The organism is Methylicorpusculum oleiharenae, assembly GCF_009828925.2.
GTDB classification, from domain to species: Bacteria; Pseudomonadota; Gammaproteobacteria; order Methylococcales; family Methylomonadaceae; genus Methylicorpusculum; species Methylicorpusculum oleiharenae.
Genome location: NZ_WUTY02000001.1, coordinates 4,529,372 through 4,546,450 on the forward strand (window position 1 = coordinate 4,529,372; position 17,079 = coordinate 4,546,450).

A 17,079-nucleotide genomic window follows, 5' to 3' on the forward strand; every position below is an offset into this window, starting at 1 on the left:
ACCTTTCGAAAGCTGAATGATTCGATGGTTGGATTAGCAAATCCGGTTCTCGACTTTCGTTGAGTTGTTCTGCTGATCAGTTGTTTATTTTTAACACGAGCAATCGCTGCATAAACAAAAACCATTAGCCGGGTTAACGATAAATCGTTTTATAAAAGTAAGCCATTTCCATCTATATTGAGATTTTACCCCGATGCAATTTAAATCCGTTCAAGATTTTCTAGAGCATGTTCAGCAGGAACTGAATGCAAACCGCCTTATTTTGCCGACCCTGCCGGATATTGCTATAAAGGTCAGAGACACTGTTAATAAGGGTGAAGCAACTGCCCACGATCTGGCAAACATGATTGTGACCGACGCAGCCTTGTCAGCCCGGCTTATTCAGGTTGCAAACAGCCCTTTATACCGGGGCTCCAATGAAATTAAGAATATTCAGACGGCAGTTACCCGACTGGGAAATAAAACGCTTAAATCGTTGATAACCAGCTTGGTTATGCAGCAAATGTTTAATCCCACGTCAAATAACTTGAAACAATATTTCAGGGAAACCTGGGAGCAAAGTGTTAATGTATCCGCTATCAGCCGGGCACTTGCCGCCTTTGTACCTCATCTTAACCCTGATGAAGCAATGCTGGCAGGGTTGATTCATCAAATCGGCAAACTGCCTATTTTAATGCTGGTTGAAAAAATGCCCGAGTTCAGTGACAGTCCGTCACGGCTCTCAAAACTATTGGAAAAAGCGCATCCTGCGATTGGAAAAATCATTATGCAAAACTGGACTTTTCCGGAAGAGCTGAAAGCGGTGCCCTACCAATACATCAATTTTTCTTACGATTCGGGGCCTAAAGCCGATTATGTCGACCTTGTCCAGGTTGCATTTTTGCAAAGCATTGCAGGAACAGATCACCCGGCCACCCGGGTCGACTGGTCAACAGTACCGGCATTTGGCAAGTTGGGTATTGCCCCTGACTCTGAGATTTTGGAAATTGAGGGTGTTTCTGAAGAAATTGAATTAGCACAAATGCTCCTTAATTAAATCAGCAAATCAAAGCGAAGCAATGACCGACACACACTCTTTTAAAAGCTTCAGGCGATTGGGCACCATAACCATTATCGCCGTTTATTTCTTGATCCTGGTTGGCGGCATCGTCCGGGCTTCCGGTGCTGGAATGGGCTGCCCCGATTGGCCTACCTGCTTTGGGTCCTGGGTACCGCCTACCGATGTTAGTCAGCTCCCAGATAATTACCAAACCCTCTATGCCGAGCGTGGCTATAAAAACACAACGTTTAATCCGGTAAAAACCTGGACCGAATATCTGAATCGCCTTAGCGGCGTCACGATAGGCATTTTGATTCTTGCTACTGCCTGGGCATCGCGCATTTATTTAAGAACGGATAAAACCGTTTTTTATTTGTCGTGCTCGGTGGTTTTGATTGTCGGTTTTCAAGGCTGGCTGGGATCAGCTGTGGTCGCCAGCAATCTTAAACCGCTGATCATCACGCTGCATATGATGCTGGCCCTGTTTATCGTGGCATTGCTGATTTATGTGATCGCCCGATCTCAACACGATACGTTGCAGACGCTATCCATCGACCAATTACCCCCACAATTCAGAACCGTCATCAAGGTTGCCATGGGGATGACTTTAGTGCAGATTTCCATGGGCACTCAGGTACGCGAAGCGGTTGATCTCATTGCAAATCAGCACAGTTATATTGACAGGCAATTCTGGCGCAATGATTTACCGGTCATTTTTTATGTCCACCGTTCATTTTCGTCAGTTATTCTGTTCACCAATTTATGGCTGGGCTGGAAATTATTCAAACTGACGGGTAATAACAGAGCATTACAGCAACTCGGTATCCTTTTGACCAGTTGTGTTGTCATTGCAATCTTAGCCGGTGTTTCGCTGGATAGATTAGGTTTTCCGGCGTTCGCTCAACCGATACACTTATTGATGGCCAATCTCATTTTTGGCGTACAGTTTTTGATTTATATCTGCCATAAGTACGCCAGCGAATCCCAGGCCACGCCGTTAACTCACGATTCATTCAGAAATCAAATTGACGTGTAAGCAGCAACAATTCCCGGTTTGAACATTTAATCTGGCTTGAGTTAGAGTTGGCGTAAGCCTTGCGAGGAACGCCGTAGACCCATCCATGGGGGCTTGACGGCGCAGGATCGCTAAGCCGCTGACCCCGCCCCGACTTGATAGATCAGCGGTGTGTGCAGACTTGCTGCCAAGCCGGATGATTTTGCACTTCGGACAATGCCAAATCCAGTAACCTGATGCCCGGTTCTGTCCTGTGCCAGGTTGAAGCGCCAGAAGGGTGCGGCAGCGGTATCGCTTCAGTGGTATGCCCGTGATAAGTGACCTGATGAAGTTTACCAATCACATCGTTCAACTTTTTGACCGGCATCAGCTGGCTGATCGCAAGTTTGCCAACCGGCAAAATCAGCGCCGGTCTGAGTAGCTTGATCTCAGAATGCAGCCAACGGGCGCAGTTATCAATTTCGGAAAGACTGGGAACACGGTCTCCGCCCTTGGGATTCTTGCCCGGAAAACAACGGCACACAGCGGCCATGTAAACTCGCTGCCGGAAAGAAGCTTCATCGAGGCCGATACGCTGGAACCATTTGAACAGCGTTTTGCCTGCAGTCCAGGCAAAGGGCTTGCCATAAATACCTTCTTTATCGCCTGGCGCCTGACCTATCAATAAGATAGGTGACAGTATCGGACTGCCGCTAACAACCGGGCCTTTCATATCAGGACAGGCACTGCAAGCAGACAAAGCCGAGCGATGTTCCAGCAGCAGGTGTTCAGATTTAATCATCGGTTACAACGCAATCTCAATACCGACCGGACAGTGATCCGAACCCAAAATGTCCGGCAGAATAAAAGCCTGCCTGACCTTGTCGATCAGTGTTTGGCTGGTCAAAACGTAATCAATCCGCCACCCGATGTTTTTTACCCTGGCATTGGCACGGTAACTCCACCAACTGTAGGCAACTGTATCCGGATGAAAGTGACGAAAAGTATCGACCCATCCAGCCTCGACCATGCGGCTAAAGCCATCAATTTCAACCTGCGTATAACCGGACGATTTATTGTAATTGGCCTTAGGGCGGGCAATATCGATTTCCTGGTGTGCCACATTAAAGTCTCCACAGGCAATCACGGGCTTTTTGCTTTGCAATTGCTGCAGGTAAGCTAGAAACTCACCATCCCAAACCTGCCTGTAATCGAGCCTTGACAAGGCTTCGCCGGAATTGGGCACATAGACATTCAGCAAATAAAACCCCTCGAACTCGGCAACAATGACGCGCCCTTCCCTGTCATGTTCTGCTATCCCGATATCACGGATAACTTGCAGCGGCTCATGCCGGGATAAAATCGTTACACCGGAATACCCTTTACGTTCAGCACAATTGGAATAGATGTGATAGCCGTTGATACCTTCCAGCGCTTTGTCGATCTGTTCGGCCTGCGCCTTGGTTTCCTGAAGCAAGATACAATCTGCATCAAGTTGAGCCAGCGTCTCGGCAAAGCCTTTACCTTGTATGGCGCGTATACCGTTAACGTTCCATGAAATGATTTTCATCTATAAATTCCGGGTGTGGGTAGTAATAGAAATTTTGTCAATGTGAAAATAATAAGGCCATCGCAATAAATTGAAAGGCTATATTGTAGGAGCGGGCCATGCCCGCGACCCAAGTTAATTCAATCGCGGGCATGGCCCGCTCCTACAAAATACGCTTAACCACACTGCCGTCCTGAAAAAACGTACTGTTCTTGTTGAAAATACCACCAGTCCTAACAAATTGTTGGTAACACAACCAACAATCACCTTACAACATAATTAATAAATCATTTGATTCAATAGCTTAGATTATTTTTTCAGTTTGGCACACGGCTTGCTAAATACCAAGTACTGTTCACAACAAGCCCAAGCAGGAGAATAACATGGCATTACGTCAATGCGCTATATACGGTAAAGGTGGTATCGGTAAATCAACCACTACTCAAAATCTGGTCGCTGGTTTAGCCGAACTCGGCAAGAAAGTGATGATTGTCGGCTGCGACCCAAAAGCTGACTCTACCCGTTTGATCCTTCACGCCAAAGCACAAAACTCAATTATGCAAATGGCTGCGGATGCAGGCAGCGTAGAAGATTTGGAACTTGAAGATGTATTAAAGGTAGGTTACCGCGACATTAAATGCGTTGAATCCGGCGGCCCAGAGCCAGGCGTTGGTTGTGCCGGCCGTGGTGTTATCACAGCGATCAACTTCCTTGAAGAAGAAGGTGCTTACGATGAAGACCTTGATTTTGTTTTCTATGACGTACTTGGGGATGTTGTCTGTGGTGGTTTTGCCATGCCAATCCGTGAAAACAAGGCGCAAGAAATTTATATCGTTTGTTCGGGCGAAATGATGGCCATGTATGCGGCCAACAATATCGCTAAAGGTATCGTGAAATACGCTAACTCAGGCGGCGTTCGTTTAGCCGGTTTAATCTGCAACTCACGTCAAACAGCTCGTGAAGACGAACTGATTATGGAGTTGGCCTCTAAACTCGGTTCACACATGATTCACTTCGTTCCGCGTGACAACGTGGTTCAACGTGCTGAAATTCGCCGTATGACGGTTATCGAATACGAACCACAAGCCAAACAGGCGCAAGAGTACCGCGATCTTGCTACTAAAATCCTCCACAACAAAAATCTGGTCATTCCAACACCCATCACAATGGATGAACTGGAAGACATGTTGATGGAATTTGGCATCATGGAAGAAGTTGACGAGAGCATCGTTGGCAAGACTGCAGCAGCTGAAGCTACTGCATAAAGCTGATTGGGTTTTGCTTGTTTTAAGTTAAACCCGGCACACAGCTCAAGATGTTGGGTTAGGCATTCGCCTAGCCCAACCTACGATTCCCACAACTGCCTGTTGGGAGATTACCCACGGCATTAGGAGGATAACATCATGGCAGCCATGACAAGAGAAGAGACTGAAGCACTCATTCAGGAAGTGCTGGAAGTCTACCCTGAAAAAGCTAAACTCGATCGCGCCAAACATTTGGCCGTGAACGATCAAAGCCTGGAAAAAGCAAATAAATGTATTACCTCAAATCGTAAGTCCCTGCCGGGTGTCATGACCATTCGTGGTTGCGCCTATGCCGGTTCAAAAGGGGTGGTTTGGGGTCCGATCAAAGACATGATCCATATTTCCCACGGCCCGGTCGGCTGCGGACAATATTCCCGCGCCGGTCGCCGTAACTATTACGTCGGTACCACAGGTATCAACACCTTCGGCACGATGAACTTTACCTCCGATTTTCAGGAAAAAGACATCGTTTTCGGTGGCGATAAAAAACTCGCCAAGTTGATCGATGAAATCGAAGTGTTGTTTCCATTGAATAAAGGTATCTCGATTCAATCAGAATGCCCTATCGGCCTGATCGGTGACGACATCGAAGCGGTCGCCAAAGTGAAGAAAAAAGAACATGGAAAAACTATCGTGCCGGTTCGTTGCGAAGGCTTCCGCGGTGTTTCTCAATCATTAGGCCATCATATTGCGAATGATGCGATCCGTGACTGGGTGCTGGAAAATCGAGATGGCGACGACAGCTTCCCGACCACACCTTACGATGTCGCTGTGATCGGCGATTACAACATCGGCGGAGATGCCTGGTCATCCAGAACCTTACTGGAAGAAATGGGTCTGCGCGTAGTGGCTCAATGGTCAGGTGACGGCACCATCGCTGAAATCGAAAAAACCCCGAAAGTGAAGCTGAACCTGATTCACTGTTACCGTTCGATGAACTACATCGCCCGGCATATGGAAGAAAAGTACAGCATTCCCTGGATTGAGTACAACTTCTTCGGTCCTACCAAAATAGCAGAATCGTTACGCAGAATCGCGTCCCACTTCGATGAAACCATCCAGGCAGGCGCGGAACGTGTGATTGAGCGCTACAAGATCGAGTATGAAGCGGTTATCGCCAAATATAAACCTCGCCTGCAAGGTAAACGCGTGATGCTGTATGTGGGTGGTTTGCGTCCACGTCACGTTATCGGCGCTTATGAAGATCTGGGCATGGAAGTGGTGGGGACCGGCTACGAATTTGCTCACAATGATGACTACGACCGGACCATCAAGGAAATGGGTAACGCTACCCTGCTTTATGATGATGTAACCGGCTATGAGTTTGAAGAATTCGTCAAAAAAGTACAGCCTGATCTCGTCGGCTCCGGCATCAAGGAAAAGTATATTTTCCAAAAAATGGGCGTGCCGTTCCGCCAAATGCACTCTTGGGATTATTCAGGTCCTTATCACGGCTATGATGGCTTTGCCATCTTCGCCAAAGATATGGATATGACTATCAACAATCCTTGCTGGAAAAACTTTAAAGCACCTTGGAAAACCGAGGCTGCCAGCGATGCGGTAAAAGCGGTGGCATAACACCTTGTGTTGGGTTGCAAACACCTGCAACCCATCCTAAACAGATCTACCTAATGCAGGCTGGGTTGACCGATAAAACAACCCGGCAAAATCCAATCTACGCTGTCCACAGATTAGTGGCGCGTCAGGAGATTATCATGAGCCAAGAAGTCGACAACATTCAACCCAGTTATCCATTGTTCCGTACTGACGAATACAAAGATAACCTGGCCAATAAACGCGAAGCCTACGAAGAACGTCACCCGCAGGAAACCATTGACGAAGTGTTCCAATGGACGACCACTCAGGAATACAAAGAATTAAACTTCAACCGCGAAGCGCTGACCGTAAACCCAGCCAAAGCCTGTCAACCTTTAGGTGCGGTATTATGTGCGCTGGGTTTTGAAAAAACCCTGCCTTATGTGCATGGATCACAAGGTTGTGTGGCTTATTTTCGTACCTATTTCAATCGTCATTTTAAAGAACCGATCTCCTGTGTCTCCGACTCTATGACAGAAGATGCGGCCGTTTTCGGTGGGCAAAAAAATATGTTTGCCGGTCTCGAAAACGCGAAGGCACTTTACAAGCCCGACATGATTGCCGTTTCGACGACCTGTATGGCCGAAGTTATTGGTGACGACTTGAACGCGTTTATTAACAACGCCAAAAAAGAAGGCCATATCGAACAGGAATTTCCAACTCCGTTTGCGCATACGCCAAGCTTCGTCGGCAGCCATACGACCGGCTGGGATAATATGTTCGAAGGGATTGCCCGGTATTTCACGCTAAATTTCATGGAAGATAAAGAAGTCGGTTCCAACGGCAAAATCAATTTTGTACCCGGTTTTGAAACCTATCTCGGCAACTTTCGCGTGATTCATCGCATGATGAAAGAAATGGGTGTCGATTATTCATTGCTCAGTGATCCTACCGAAGTGCTGGATACTCCGGCTGATGGACAGTTCCGCATGTATGCCGGCGGCACGACGATGGATGAAGTCAAGGATGCGCCGAATGCCATCAATACAATTCTGCTGCAACCCTGGCAATTGGAAAAAACCAAGAAATACCTGAACGCTACCTGGAAACACGAAACGCCGAAGCTGGATATTCCGATGGGCCTGGAGTGGACCGACAAATTGTTGATGACCATTTCCGACCTGACCGGCAAACCGATTCCAGCCTCACTGGAAAAAGAGCGCGGCCGCTTTGTCGACATGATGACTGACTCTCATGCCTGGTTACACGGCAAGAAGTTCGCACTGTATGGCGATGCCGACTTTGTCTTGGGAATGACAAAATTCCTGCTGGAACTGGGTGCCGAAGTGACTGACGTCTTGGCCAATCATGCGAACAAACGCTGGAAAAAAGCCTGTGAAGAAATATTGAATGCTTCACCTTACGGCCAAAGTGCGACGGTTCATATCAGCAAAGACTTGTGGCATTTTCGGTCATTGGTTTTCACCAACAAGCCCGATTTCATGATCGGTAATTCATACGGTAAATTTATTCAACGTGACACCTTCTACAAAGGTGAAGAGTTCGAAGTACCGTTAATCCGGATAGGCTTTCCAATCTTTGACCGTCACCATTTGCACAGAATGACAACGCTCGGTTACGAAGGCGGCATGTATATCCTGACAACCCTCGTCAACGCCGTACTGGAGCAATTGGACAAGGAAACCAAAGGCATGGGCACTACCGACTATAACTACGATTTGGTTCGCTAGTTAACTCAAGTTCAGGTTAGCTGGAAACAGCCAACCTGACGCACAAGCTTCAACGTTGGGTTGGTTATTGCCAACCCAACCTACTTTTGTTTGGAGAACCCTATGCCCAGCGTCATGCTGAGAAAACGTGAAGACGGCAAACTGCTGTTTTATGTGGCTAAGAAAGATCTTGAAGAAACGATTGAGTCCATGGAATTCGACACACCGGACAAATGGGGTGGCGAAGTCGTGCTAGGGGATGGTTCCCGTTATTATTTTGAACCGACCTCACCCCCACCGAAAATTCCAACGACTTTACAAGCAAAACGTTTATAAGGAGGCTGTCATGGCTTTATATATAGTGGCTGACGAATGCATTTCCTGCGGTGATTGTGAGCCGGTCTGTCCGACCGGATCGATCAAAGAAGGCGCCATCGTCTACGAAATCAACAAAAAAACCTGTACTGAATGTTTGGGCGACCACGACAAACCTGAATGTGTCAGGGTATGCCCCATCGACAACTGTATCCTACCGTTAACGGCCTAGTCATGAACAAGCCAAATCTAAACAGGGATCTGGCTTTGCGTATCGGGCTGGCAGCGCGCTCCCTGCCCGATACACAGACTAAGTTATTCATGACCGTATTAACCGAATGCACCGGTTTACCCTTGACGGAAGCGTCGGTTGACTCACTGGATAAAACCCGGTTCAGCGAGGTTTTCAAGCGACACGGACGAGCGTTTACTGAAACTGTCCTTGACCACGCATTAAGTATTCTTAAAACGGCCAAACCGGTCGAACTATCTGCTCCAGGTCAAACAGACTATCATGACGGCGAAATGCCGGGCTCTATCCGGATTGCGATCGGCAGTCAGGATGGCTACCATGTCGACGGTCATTTCAGTTCGTGCCTGCAATTCATGATTTATCAAATATCGACCAGCGAAATCCGCCCTATCGATATTCGCCCGATACAGATGGAAGACGCGCGAAAATATTCGGACAAAAACGAATACCGTGCCGATCTGATTGCCGATTGCCAAATCCTGCACATTGCCTCCATAGGCGGTGCCGCTGCGGCCAAAATCGTAAAAAAGGGCGTCCATTTGATCAAAATCGGGAACCATAAAACGATAGCCTCCGTGCTGGAACAACTGCAACTCATACTCGTAGAGTCTCCACCACCCTGGCTCGCCAAGGTGATGGGTATCGAAGGCACTCAGCGCTTCCGTTTCGAAAAACAGGAACCGGTTTTATGATTAACCCACAGCTGACACAAACGATTGCTGAAACCATTGCCTCGCAAGGTATTGATGAAACGGTGATCGGTTTATTGAGAGAGCAACATCCGGGGATTCACTTTACTTATTGCATGGACGATGACATCCCTGATCAAACCCCTGTATTGGAACATCCCGAATTTAATTTATACCTGGTTGACGGAAGAGATCATTGTCTGTGCCTGACGCAAAGTTATGAACAGGCATCCGGTTTCGTCGTTGCTGAAATTGTGGAATACGACTGATAAGGATACTCGATGGACGGTGAACAACGCCCCGTTTCGACTCCGATGGCCGACTGCAGTCTGTGCCGTTTTCGCAGCAAAACCTTGTTGATGGGACGCTGCATGCCGGGAGATACCTGTGTGATGGCCGAGAGTGGCCGGCAAATTGACCGCTTTCTTAGAGTCAATCCGCTTTATGCCGTGCTATTTCTGAACGATGCCTTTTGGGAAAGACGTGCCATTGCTGTTCGCTATGCGCCGTTAAAAGCATTGCTGAACGTGATGAACGACGAAGATGAAGTCGTCAGACGTGCCGTTGCTTTTAGGCTACCCCAGCATCAGTTGCTGCCGATGATCGACGACCCTGACCGGGAAGTACGCATGACGGTTGCCAGCCGCATCGAACTGGAGCATCTGGAAAAACTGGCAACGGACCGGGATTACATTGTCCGGGTAACCGTCGCCAAACGCCTGCCTACCGGCCGTTTATTCCGTTATATCAAGGATGAGGATCTGGAGGTACGCAAAATCGTAGCTAAACGCCTCCCGGAGATGAGCCTTGGCCTGATGATCCATGATGCCTCCCCGGAAATAAGACGAATTCTGGCAGAACGGATGGCGCCGAAGGATGTTTCGGTGCTGTTCAACGACGCTGACTGGCTGGTACGCTATACCGCCGCGCTCCGGGCCAACCCTGACGACCTGTCGGGACTGGCCGACGATCCGGAACCTGATGTCCGGGCCTTGGTAAATCAACGCCTTAATGCTGTGCATCCCTCTGGAGCCGAATATGAATGAATCGCAATTAATCATTGCCGGTCAAACCCTCTCCGAATGCTGTAAAAAAATTATCCCGGGCCAAAGCGATGAGGCGCTGCTGGCTAAATTAGAATCACTCATTCCGGATTATCCGGTACGTTTGGCCATGATTGGAGAAGAATGGTATCGCATAGGGGGTGTGGTCGACTCCGAAGGTAAACGTATCGCCCATGATTTAATTGAATGGACGGAAAGAACCTATATTCAGTGCGGCCAAAATCTGCAAATTCTGATCGACCATGCCCGCGAACAAAAACTGATTGCCACCCGGCAAACCGGAAAAACGCTGTATTATGTCGTTCAAACCGGCAAACAAGCCGCTGATTTCACCCTGATTGAAATCGATAAGACGCATGAAATTTCCGACCGGTTAATGGTCAATGAAAAAGAGTTGCCGGAAGATTTAGAGGAATTTATTGATCCGATGAATCCGGCCAGTATTGAAAGTTTTTACCTGGGCTCATCCAACTACACCTACCGGCGCAAAACCGATATCAATTTATTCATGGAAGAAATCAACAAACATCATGCGTTCGAACATCCGGTTCAACGTTTTATGGACGACTGGAACCGTAGCAGCGCCGGTCAAAGTCATAAACTGTCTGAAGACTGGATCATCCGACCCTATCAACATACCGGCCGTTTCGGCGAGCAAATTGTGAACGCCGAAATTATCAACACCCACGTCAATCACCTGCCTTACCTTGAAGATATCAGCGGAATCAAAGGCAACACACTCAACAATCTGTTAAACCGGTTCGATCGCCAGGCCGGCTATCCATTTGCCTGGTTTTTTTACATGGTCAAAGGAAAACTGGTTTCGCCCTACAGCGCCCAATCGGTTTACAAAGACATCACCGGTGATTTTGCTTACCTTCCGGAACGTGATGAAGCCATCCTGCGCGACTGGATTGCCCAGCCTTATAATGTGTAATCCGTAACCCGGATTCATCTGTATTTGCGAATCTAATCATATGGCCTTGAAACTTAAGTTAACCATTTCAACGAAAAATATACCCATCGTGGATCGAAATTCGGCACCGGGGTGTCCGTCAAAGTACGCCGTAAATACTTCCCTATAGGCTCTATGCCAGCATCCATGCTGGCAAAGCCTTTGCCGAACAACCCGTTGCCTCCTTAGGCACTGCCGAAAATTGAAGTGCGAAAGGTATACTAATGACTGATCATCCACGGCCGCTGGGACGGAAAGACCTTGCTGCCATCGGGCATAAACACCACCTGCTGACTCAAATCACTGCGATCCGGATGTTTAATGTTACAGCCGCAGCTTTTGCCGTGCTGATGGCGTAAGGCCGTTTCTTCTCGGGCATCCGGTGTTGATAGCCGGGGTTCATGCTTTGCCTTCTCGTTGGTTTCGATGATTTTTCGTTTGGCCGGCGCCATAGCCAGCACCTGCGGAGCGATCAAAATCACACGGGCGCTGGGCTTGCCGCATCTTGGGCACGCACAGGGCATACCGGCTTGATCCATGGTCGCAAGATCATGGAAAACGCCATGATCTGAACATTTATAATCATAAACAGGCACGATCAACGCTCCTCTTGATTTGTTTAAGATAGAAACATCACTGATCCACGAAGCTACTCTAATGTGGACTCATTGCGGATTTTTTATAATTAAAGATCCGGTGACAAAGGCACTTGAACACTGCCGTCCACTTCTATTTTGGGACCATCGGCATTGGGCTTGACCTCAAACTTGAAGATATCCGTAGGCAGCCATAAGGTCGCACAGGCATTTGGAATATCTACAACCCCGCTGATATGGCCTTGAACCGGCGCAACACCGAGAATGGTATAGGCCTGCGCTCGCGAATAGCCGAATTTGGTCAGATATTCTATCGCGTTTAAACAGGCCTGGCGGTATGCGATATGAACATCCAGATAATGCTGTTTGCCGCCCTCATCGACGGAGATACCTTCAAATATCAAATAATCGTCATATTTGGGCGCCATCGGGCTGGGTTTGAAAATAGGATTTTTGATACCGTATTTCTGCATGCCATCCTTGATCAGGTTAACCCGCATATGAATCCAGCCGGCCATTTCAATGGCGCCGCAAAACGTAATTTCGCCATCGCCCTGACTGAAATGCAAATCGCCGACACTGAGCCCGGCATTGTCGACATAAACCGGAAAATACACAGTTGAACCGCGGGATAAATCCTTGATATCGCAGTTACCGCCATGTTCGCGCGGCGGAACGGTCCTGGCACCTTCTGCAGCGGCAGCCTTTGCCTCTTCGCCCTTCATCCGGCCCATATGCGCGGTATCCGCATAAGGCAATGTTGCCAGCGCAGGCACTCTATCCGGATCGGTATCGTATAACGCTTTTTCCCGTGTATTCCACTCTTCCAGCATGGCTTTTGAAGGCAATGTTCCGATCAGCCCCGGATGGATCAACCCGGCAAATTCAACGCCCGGCACATGGCGAGATTTGGTAAACATGCCGTTAAAATCCCAGATTGTCTTTTGCGCTTCAGGGAAATGTTCGGTCAAAAAGCCGCCGCCGTTCTGTTTGGAAAAGAAGCCGTTAAACCCCCACTGACTCTCTTCAAATGCACCGATATCGAGAATTTCTACGACCAGCAAATCACCGGGTTCTGCGCCTTCAACCCCTACAGGTCCCGATAGAAAATGCACTTTTGACAAGTCGACATCACGCACATCATCGGCGGAGTCGTTGTTTTTGATCTGACCGCCGGTCCAGTCCACCGACTCGACTATAAAATCATCGCCGGGTTTCACCATCGCCACCATAGGAATGTCAGGATGCCAGCGGTTGTGAATCATATCGTTTTCGTAAGGGGATTTGTTTAAATCGACTTTTATAATGGTGTCAGCCATATCATTTCTCCTGAGTGGATTGATTGCTTGGGTGGTTCAAACGGATAAATAAGCCGCGACTTTGGCTTCGTTAAGCGATGCCCGCTCTTCTTCATGAACAATTTCGCCTTTTTCCAGCACGATGACCCGATCCGCGATTTCAAGCGTAAAGCTCAGCACTTGCTCGGATACGATGATGGACAAGCCTCGGGTATCCCTGATCTTTTTCAAGGTCCGAGCCATCTCGCGGATGATGGACGGTTGAATCCCTTCAGTCGGTTCATCCAGCAACAACAGTTTGGGCTTGCTGGCCAATGCCCTGGCGATGGCCAATTGCTGCTGCTGACCGCCGGAAAGATTCCCGCCGCGCCGGTTACGCATTTCCTCAAGCACAGGAAACAGTTCGTAAAGATCTTCCGGTATGGTTTTTTCACCGGTGCTGGTCAGACCGGTTTCAATGTTTTCCTTGACGGTCATGGTTGAAAAAATCATGCGTCCTTGAGGTACAAAACCCAATCCCCCGGCCACACGCTGATGGCTTTTAAGATGAGTAATATCGATGTCTTCCAGCGTAACCCTGCCCTGCGCAGCCGGTATCATGCCGATCAGCGACTTCATCAGCGTCGATTTACCCATGCCGTTACGGCCCATCACCGCCACAATTTCTCTGGGTTTAACCTGAAAGTTAAGCCCATGCAGTACTTCACTCTGACCATAAGCCACGTGATAATCTCTAACGCTCAACATTCTGATTTCTCCTGATTCTCATCAATGCCCAAGGTAAACTTCAATCACTTTGGGATCATTTTTCACGCGTGACATGGAGCCTTCCGACAACACTTTGCCCTGGTGCATGACTGTCACCCGATGAGCAATATCTTCAACGAACTGCATATCGTGTTCGACCACCAGAACAGAACGTCCTTCGGTAATTCGGTTAAGCAAATCCGCCGTTTTTTTACGTTCGGCAACGGACATCCCGGCAACCGGTTCATCCAGCATCAGCAAATCCGGCTTCTGAATCAGTAACATCCCGATTTCCAGCCATTGTTTCTGACCATGACTTAACAGACCGGCCTGTTTGTCCAGGTCATCTTTTAGAAATATGGTTTCGGCGGTTGCTTCCACCTCCCGGATGACTTCCTTATCCCGCTTGAACGCTAACGCACCAAAAACACTGCGGCCACGCGGGTAAGAAATCTCCAGGTTTTCAAAGACGGTCAAGTCTTCGTAGATGGAAGGATTTTGAAACTTTCGGCCCACGCCCGTATGCACAATTTCGTGTTCTTTCATCCGCGTCAGCTCTTTCCCCCGGAACTTGATGGAGCCTTTTGTGGCTTGCGTGCGTCCGCAGATCAAATCCAGCACGGTGGTCTTACCCGCCCCGTTCGGTCCGATAATCACCCGAATTTCGCCTTCATTGACATAAAACGACAAATCATTAACGGCTTTAAATCCGTCGAACGATACCGTGAGCCCTTCCACTTCAAGGACAAAATCATTCGCCTTAATCGACATAAACGCCCCCTTCCAGCGAATTGACAGGCACCGTTTCATCGGATTGTTTTTCAGTGCTTTTACTGGTTGCGGTTTCAGGCTGAGTATCCGTTGAAGTCAACGGCGCTTTTTCCAAAACTTCAGCAGGTTGGACCGGTTTTGCTTTGCCGTGATACCAGGCAGGAAGATAGGGTTCTATATAGCGAAGAAACAGACTGGCAAGCCCATTGGGAAAAGCCATGACGACACCAATGAACAGTGCGCCCATGGCGAACAGCCATAATTCTGGAAATGATTCGGAAAAACTGGTTTTAGCCCAATTCACCAGCAAAGAACCGTAGACCGCGCCGAGTATCGACAATCTTCCGCCCACAGCGCAAAAAATCACCATTTCTATGGACGGCACAATGCCCACAAAAGAAGGCGACATAAACCCGACCTGCAGCGTAAACATCGCTCCGCCGACTGATGAAATGGCAGCGGCCAGACAAAACACAAAGATTTTGAAGTTGGCCACATCGTAGCCGGAAAACCGGACCCGTTCTTCACGGTCACGCATCGCTACCAGAATCCGGCCTAATTTGTTCTTACGGATAAACTGAGCGATCAGCAGGCAGCCAAACAACAGGATGCAATTGACAAAATAAAGAACCAGCTTCGCATTATCGCTGCGGATGTCCCAACCCAGCAGCGTGCGTAAATCGGTAATACCATTAACGCCGCCGGTATAACCTTGCTGACCGATGATCAGGATGGTCAGTATTGCCGCCAACGCCTGGGTTATGATGGCAAAATAAACGCCGCCCACCCGACGTTTGAACATCGCCACGCTGATAATAAATGCAAACACAGTGGGCACCAGAACCACCACGATCAAGCTCAGCGTCAGACTGTTAAAAGGCTGCCACCACCAGGGTATAGCGGTAATCTGATTCCAGTCCATAAAATCGGGAATGCCGGGAGTGGACTGGATTTTGGTCGATACGGGATCGGACGCTTCCAGCTTCAAAAACATAGCCATACAATAGCCACCCAGCCCGAAAAACAAGCCCTGCCCCAAACTCAGAATACCGCCGTACCCCCAGCACAGCACCAGACCCAATGCGACGAAAGAATAAGTCAGGTATTTGCCGACCAGATTCAAACGAAACACATCCAAAACCAGCGGCAGTATCACGATCAAAATAAGCGCCAGCACTGCAAATCCAATCAGGTCCTGGCGTGGCATAAATAAAGCTTTAGCACGTTCCTGCATGGGAATATCTCCTTGATTTCATTAATGACGGATCTTGAGAGCGAAGAGACCTTGAGGCCGCAACATGAGGATGCCGACCACCAGCAGCAACGTAATGACCTTGGCCATTGACCCACTGAGAAAAAATTCCAGCGTGGATTGCGATTGCGAGATGGTGAACGCAGATGCGATAGTACCCAGCAGACTTTGTGCGCCTCCGAACACAACAACCAGAAACGTATCGACTATATATAACTGGCCTGAAGTCGGTCCGGTGGAACCGATCATCGTAAAAGCACTGCCCGCGATACCCGCAACACCGCAGCCTATCCCGAACGTATAGCGATCGATTTTTTCGGTATTGATGCCTACAGCGCCGGCCATGGGCCGATTTAACACGACTGCGCGTACCTGTTTACCCCATCGTGAACGGAACATCAGTAAATAAACGCACAAAGAAATAAACAGCGTCAGCACCATGACAAAAATACCGTTGATCGGTACTTCAATGGTTTCGCTCAAGGCATAAGAACCCATCATCCAGTCCGGCAAAGTGACGCCCACTTCGCGCGCGCCGAAAATCGTCCGATAAAGCTGCTGCAAAATCAGGCTCAAGCCCCAGGTTGCCAGCAAAGTATCCAGAGGACGTTTAAAGAGGAAGCGAATCATGCACCACTCCACCAGCACACCCAGCGCAAACGAAGCAAGAAAAGCCAAGCCCATCGCGACAAAGAAATAACCGTCAAACAGGCTGGGCATGTAAGTCTCAAATAATTTAGCCGTTAAATAGGTTACGTAAGCACCCAGGATCATGAACTCCCCGTGTGCCATATTGATGACCCCCATCTGACCGAAAATAATGGCCAAGCCCAGCGCCATCAAAACCAGTACAGAAAACAGAATCAATCCTGCAAATCCCTGCATCGCAAGAATTGAGGTCAGCTCACTCATGGTGTACTCATCAAACATGGTTCAATCCTCCATTGCTGCCGTTTGAATAGCGTAGGCCGGAGTCAGGGTTAACCT

General features: G+C 48.5%; 19 protein-coding genes. 11 read left to right on the forward strand and 8 right to left on the reverse strand.

From position 1 onward, the window contains the following. The first annotated feature begins 193 nt into the window (after nucleotides 1–193). Nucleotides 194–1,036 carry an HDOD domain-containing protein gene (locus tag GO003_RS20140; protein ID WP_159653126.1) on the forward strand — a complete coding sequence of 281 codons (843 nt, stop codon included), beginning with the start codon at nucleotides 194–196 and terminating at the stop codon, nucleotides 1,034–1,036. Nucleotides 1,037–1,058: 22 nt separating this feature from the next. Continuing rightward, nucleotides 1,059–2,075, forward strand: coding sequence for a COX15/CtaA family protein (locus tag GO003_RS20145; protein WP_159653128.1), 1,017 nt, complete (start codon nucleotides 1,059–1,061; stop codon nucleotides 2,073–2,075). 142 nt (nucleotides 2,076–2,217) lie between these two features. On the opposite strand, the gene GO003_RS20150 is transcribed toward GO003_RS20145, so the two are convergent. Then, the gene (locus tag GO003_RS20150; protein WP_231089106.1) at nucleotides 2,218–2,835 is read right to left on the reverse strand and encodes a uracil-DNA glycosylase family protein; all 618 of its coding nucleotides are present in this window, start codon (nucleotides 2,833–2,835) and stop codon (nucleotides 2,218–2,220) included. 3 nt (nucleotides 2,836–2,838) lie between these two features. Further along, nucleotides 2,839–3,603 carry an exodeoxyribonuclease III gene (locus tag GO003_RS20155; protein WP_159653130.1) on the reverse strand — a complete coding sequence of 255 codons (765 nt, stop codon included), beginning with the start codon at nucleotides 3,601–3,603 and terminating at the stop codon, nucleotides 2,839–2,841. A gap of 362 nt (nucleotides 3,604–3,965) precedes the next feature. Between GO003_RS20155 and nifH the strand changes: the two genes are divergently transcribed. From nifH to GO003_RS20200, 9 genes are all read left to right on the forward strand, one after another. Continuing rightward, nucleotides 3,966–4,847 carry a nitrogenase iron protein gene (gene nifH, locus GO003_RS20160; RefSeq protein ID WP_159653132.1) on the forward strand — a complete coding sequence of 294 codons (882 nt, stop codon included), beginning with the start codon at nucleotides 3,966–3,968 and terminating at the stop codon, nucleotides 4,845–4,847. Between the two features lie 138 nt (nucleotides 4,848–4,985). Further along, complete coding sequence (nifD, locus tag GO003_RS20165; RefSeq protein WP_159653134.1) at nucleotides 4,986–6,464, forward strand: nitrogenase molybdenum-iron protein alpha chain; 1,479 nt, start codon at nucleotides 4,986–4,988, stop codon at nucleotides 6,462–6,464. A 137-nt stretch (nucleotides 6,465–6,601) separates the two neighbouring features. Further along, nucleotides 6,602–8,173 (forward strand): nitrogenase molybdenum-iron protein subunit beta, encoded by a 1,572-nt coding sequence (gene nifK, locus GO003_RS20170; protein WP_159653136.1) that lies wholly within the window; start codon nucleotides 6,602–6,604, stop codon nucleotides 8,171–8,173. A 102-nt stretch (nucleotides 8,174–8,275) separates the two neighbouring features. Beyond that, nucleotides 8,276–8,488 carry a putative nitrogen fixation protein NifT gene (gene nifT / locus GO003_RS20175; protein ID WP_159653138.1) on the forward strand — a complete coding sequence of 71 codons (213 nt, stop codon included), beginning with the start codon at nucleotides 8,276–8,278 and terminating at the stop codon, nucleotides 8,486–8,488. Beyond that, nucleotides 8,412–8,699 (forward strand): 4Fe-4S binding protein, encoded by a 288-nt coding sequence (locus tag GO003_RS20180; RefSeq protein WP_159653140.1) that lies wholly within the window; start codon nucleotides 8,412–8,414, stop codon nucleotides 8,697–8,699. The genes nifT and GO003_RS20180 overlap by 77 nt, the downstream gene beginning before the upstream one ends. A gap of 2 nt (nucleotides 8,700–8,701) precedes the next feature. Next, nucleotides 8,702–9,412 carry a NifB/NifX family molybdenum-iron cluster-binding protein gene (locus GO003_RS20185; protein WP_231089107.1) on the forward strand — a complete coding sequence of 237 codons (711 nt, stop codon included), beginning with the start codon at nucleotides 8,702–8,704 and terminating at the stop codon, nucleotides 9,410–9,412. Further along, nucleotides 9,409–9,678, forward strand: a complete 270-nt coding sequence (locus GO003_RS20190; protein ID WP_159653144.1) for a DUF6129 family protein — start codon at nucleotides 9,409–9,411, stop codon at nucleotides 9,676–9,678. The genes GO003_RS20185 and GO003_RS20190 overlap by 4 nt, the downstream gene beginning before the upstream one ends. Before the next feature lie 12 nt (nucleotides 9,679–9,690). Continuing rightward, entirely contained in the window at nucleotides 9,691–10,455 is a 765-nt protein-coding gene (locus tag GO003_RS20195) for a 4Fe4S-binding leucine-rich repeat protein (protein WP_159653146.1), read from the forward strand. After that, the gene (locus GO003_RS20200) at nucleotides 10,448–11,410 is read left to right on the forward strand and encodes a hypothetical protein (RefSeq protein ID WP_159653148.1); all 963 of its coding nucleotides are present in this window, start codon (nucleotides 10,448–10,450) and stop codon (nucleotides 11,408–11,410) included. The genes GO003_RS20195 and GO003_RS20200 overlap by 8 nt, the downstream gene beginning before the upstream one ends. Nucleotides 11,411–11,649: 239 nt before the next feature. On the opposite strand, the gene GO003_RS20205 is transcribed toward GO003_RS20200, so the two are convergent. The 6 genes from GO003_RS20205 to urtB all read right to left on the reverse strand — a co-directional run bounded on the left by GO003_RS20205 (nucleotide 11,650) and on the right by urtB (nucleotide 17,022). Further along, the gene (locus tag GO003_RS20205) at nucleotides 11,650–12,024 is read right to left on the reverse strand and encodes an FmdB family zinc ribbon protein (RefSeq protein ID WP_159653150.1); all 375 of its coding nucleotides are present in this window, start codon (nucleotides 12,022–12,024) and stop codon (nucleotides 11,650–11,652) included. A gap of 89 nt (nucleotides 12,025–12,113) precedes the next feature. Continuing rightward, complete coding sequence (gene fmdA, locus GO003_RS20210; protein ID WP_159653152.1) at nucleotides 12,114–13,343, reverse strand: formamidase; 1,230 nt, start codon at nucleotides 13,341–13,343, stop codon at nucleotides 12,114–12,116. 36 nt (nucleotides 13,344–13,379) lie between these two features. Beyond that, nucleotides 13,380–14,069, reverse strand: coding sequence for an urea ABC transporter ATP-binding subunit UrtE (urtE, locus tag GO003_RS20215; protein ID WP_159653154.1), 690 nt, complete (start codon nucleotides 14,067–14,069; stop codon nucleotides 13,380–13,382). A gap of 21 nt (nucleotides 14,070–14,090) precedes the next feature. Then, the gene (urtD, locus tag GO003_RS20220) at nucleotides 14,091–14,840 is read right to left on the reverse strand and encodes an urea ABC transporter ATP-binding protein UrtD (RefSeq protein WP_159653156.1); all 750 of its coding nucleotides are present in this window, start codon (nucleotides 14,838–14,840) and stop codon (nucleotides 14,091–14,093) included. Next, on the reverse strand, nucleotides 14,830–16,074 hold the full coding sequence (urtC, locus tag GO003_RS20225; RefSeq protein ID WP_159653158.1) for an urea ABC transporter permease subunit UrtC: 1,245 nt from the start codon (nucleotides 16,072–16,074) through the stop codon (nucleotides 14,830–14,832). Before urtC ends, urtD begins: the two co-directional genes overlap by 11 nt. A 21-nt stretch (nucleotides 16,075–16,095) precedes the next feature. Continuing rightward, on the reverse strand, nucleotides 16,096–17,022 hold the full coding sequence (gene urtB, locus GO003_RS20230) for an urea ABC transporter permease subunit UrtB (RefSeq protein ID WP_159653160.1): 927 nt from the start codon (nucleotides 17,020–17,022) through the stop codon (nucleotides 16,096–16,098). Nucleotides 17,023–17,079: the final 57 nt, after the last annotated feature.